The sequence below is a fragment of the Streptomyces durocortorensis genome (assembly GCF_016901035.1).
GTDB lineage: Bacteria > Actinomycetota > Actinomycetes > Streptomycetales > Streptomycetaceae > Streptomyces > Streptomyces durocortorensis.
In genome coordinates this window covers 83,317-86,161 of sequence record NZ_JAFEUF010000003.1, presented here as the reverse complement: position 1 = coordinate 86,161, position 2,845 = coordinate 83,317, and the positions used below count along the sequence as shown (strand labels likewise).

The 2,845-nt window shown below is 75.1% G+C and carries 2 protein-coding genes; one reads left to right on the top strand and one right to left on the bottom strand.

Going from position 1 to position 2,845, the window contains the following annotated elements; translation table 11 throughout:
- On the bottom strand, positions 1–1,780 hold a 1,780-nt coding region (locus JS521_RS01585; RefSeq protein WP_239486640.1), incomplete at its 3' end, for a penicillin acylase family protein.
- Between the two features lie 192 nt (positions 1,781–1,972).
- Between JS521_RS01585 and JS521_RS01580 the strand changes: the two genes are divergently transcribed.
- Positions 1,973–2,701: a siderophore-interacting protein gene (locus JS521_RS01580; RefSeq protein ID WP_205080895.1), complete on the top strand. Its 729-nt coding sequence runs from the start codon at positions 1,973–1,975 to the stop codon at positions 2,699–2,701.
- Positions 2,702–2,845 lie beyond the last annotated feature (144 nt).

Genomic DNA, 2,845 nt, shown 5'->3' with positions numbered 1-2,845 from the left:
CCTGCCGGGCTGCGTCCGGCAGGCGCCCCACGGGCTGCAGGCTCTCGTGGGCGTCGCCGATCCGGGGGTCGGCGGCGAGCCTGGGGCGGACGGGGGGGGGGTAGGCGGGCGAGCGCCACGGGTCGTCCGCGCCCGTGACGCCCTTGAGGGCGGGGTGGGCGGCCAGCCGGTGGACGACGTCGGTGCGCAGGCGGGCGTAGAGGGTCGCGTCGGTGCTGTCCGCGTCCATGTGGCGGTCCCAGCGCAGCAGCCGGTCCCGGAGGCGTTCGGCGGCGGGGCCGAGGCCGGGTGCCCAGGCCAGCAGGGACAGCAGTCGGCGGGAGGAGGCGAGGAGGGTGTCGGTGTGGACGGCGGCCTGGGCGTCGGGGGTCCAGCCGGTGCCCGCGCCGAGCAACTCCCGTATCCGGTGGGCCCGGTGCGGGGGTGCGAACTCGACGCCGAGCGGGGCGGCGAGGCCGCGTTCGTTGGCCATCACGGCGATCCCGGCGGGGCCGTCTGAGCCGTCGACCGCGGTACGGGGCAGAGGGACGGTCTCGCCCTCGCGCCAGGCGTACGCGGGGTCCTCGGCGGGGACGACCCGCAGCCGGTTGGCGTACGGGCGCACCGGGACGTGTCCGGCGACCCGGTGCAGGGTGTCCCCGGCGGTGTCGGCGGCGAGCACCACGTTGACGGGTTCGACCCAGCGGTCGAGGGCGGTGTCGACGTCGGCGACCGTACGGGCCCGGAGCAGCGCGGGCAGTACGTCGAAGCCGAGTTCGCCGGTGACGCGGGGCGGGTAGCGCAGGCTGATGAGGGTGCCTTCGGCGGCGGGCGCCGCGTCGGCCGCCTCGCTTCCGGCCACGCCGGCCGCCCCGTCCTCGGCCACGTCTCCGATGATCACCGGCCCCCGGTCCGTCTCGATCACCTCGACCCGCTCCGGGTCAGCCCCGGCCACCTCGATGGTCTCGGTGTGGACGTGGGCCCGGTACCAGCCGTCCGGGCCGAGCGCCTCCACCCCGCCGTCCCCGGTGCGGCGCAACCGCTCCCGGTAGAGGTCCTGGTAGTCCGCCATGGCGTTGGTGATCGCCCAGGCGACGTGGCCGGTGTGTCCGAAGTGGGCGATGCCGGGGACGCCGGGGACCGCGAGGCCGACGACGTCGAACTCGGGGCAGGCGAGGCGGATCTGCTGGTAGACGCCGGGGTCCTCGATGAAGCGGTGCGGGTCGCCCGCGATCAGCGGGGCGCCGGTGGCGGTGCGGGCGCCGGTGAGCAGCCAGCCGTTGCTGCCCGCCGTGCCGGGGCCGTCCGTGGCGAAGAGGGTCATGCGGTCATCGCCGAGTCGGCGGGCGACCTCTTCGCGCCAGAGTTTGGTCGGGAATCCCGCGAACAGGATGTGCGTGGAGAGCCAGACGCCGAGCGGGGTCCAGGGCTCCCAGCGGCCGGGTGCGAGGCCCACGGCGGCGAACTCGGTTGCTTGGGCGGCCCCTTCGCCGAGGCCGTCGTTGACGCCGTCGACGTACGCCGTCACCCAGGCGGCGGTCTCCGGGGCGAGGCGGTCGAAGCAGCGGCGGGCGGTGTCGGCGATCCGGGCCCGCCGGACGAACCGGTCCCAGTCGACGGCCTCCGCGCCGAGGTGGGAGGCGCTGGTGCCGAGCACCCGGTGCCGCTCGGTCTCCAGCTGCCAGGCCCGGTCGAGGGCGGTGGCGTGGCCCTGGGCACGGGCCAGCGCGAGGGGGTCGGCAGCCCGCAGGTGGGGTATCCCCCAGTCGTCGCGGAACAGCTCGAAGCCACCGGCCGGCATCGGCTCGGGCCCCCCGCCCGGGGTGTCGGTGTCGGTGTCGGTGTCGGTGTCGGTGTCGACGGTCATCGTTCTGCCCATCTCCTGCTCCCGGTGGTTTTCAGCCACTCCCCAGCCCCCGAGATTTAGGTTAGCCTAACCTAAAGTGACCCTTTGGGCAGTGGGCCGGGGCGGCAGAAGAGGGCGGGGAACACCGTGGGGCATGGCTGGGAAGGCGTCGTTCTCAAACTGTTCCGGGGCCGGGACTTCACGTTCACGGTGACCGGCGCGGAACAGGTCACCGACCGCTTTCGCCGGGTGCACCTGACCGACGGCGGACTGCTCTCGGCGACCGGCGGAGCGCACCCCACGATGTGGGTGCGGCTGTGGTTCGAGAAGGACGGCAAGCCGCATCAGCGCGCCTTCACCCTGGTCGACCCGGACCCGGAGGCCGGCACCTTCAGTCTGGAATTCGCCCTGCACGAGGGCCCTGCCTGCGACTGGGCGCGGGCGACGAAGCCGGGCGACACGATCGACGCGACGCTCCAGGGCACCGGTTTCACGCTGCCCGACCCGGCACCCTCGCGGCTCTTCGTGATCGGTGACGCGGCGGCGCTGCCCGCGATCAACTCCCTGCTGGACGCGATCCCGGAGACCCCGGCGACCATCTGGTTCGAGACCGCGCACGAGGAGGACCGGAAACTCCCGTTCCGCCTCGACGAGGCCCACCACACCCTGCACCACGTGGAGCGCCGCGAGGCGGGCGCACACCTGGTGTCCGAGGTGAAGGCGGCCCTGCCGGAGCTGCTGGGCGCGGACCACTCGGACGCGTACGTCTGGGTCGCCTGCGACACGTCGACCACCCGGACCCTGTCGGCGTACCTCCGCAAGGAGCTGGGCCTGCCCAAGGACCGGGTGAACGCGCTGGGTTACTGGCGGCCGTAGACCCGGGAAGGCCACGACGAAGCGGCCCCCCCCGCCCCCCCCCCCCGGGCGGGCCCCCCCCCGGGGCCCCCCCCCCCGGCCGCCCCCCCCCCCCCCCCCCCCCCCCCCCCCCCCCCCCCCCCCCGGCGACCTGTGCCCCCCGCG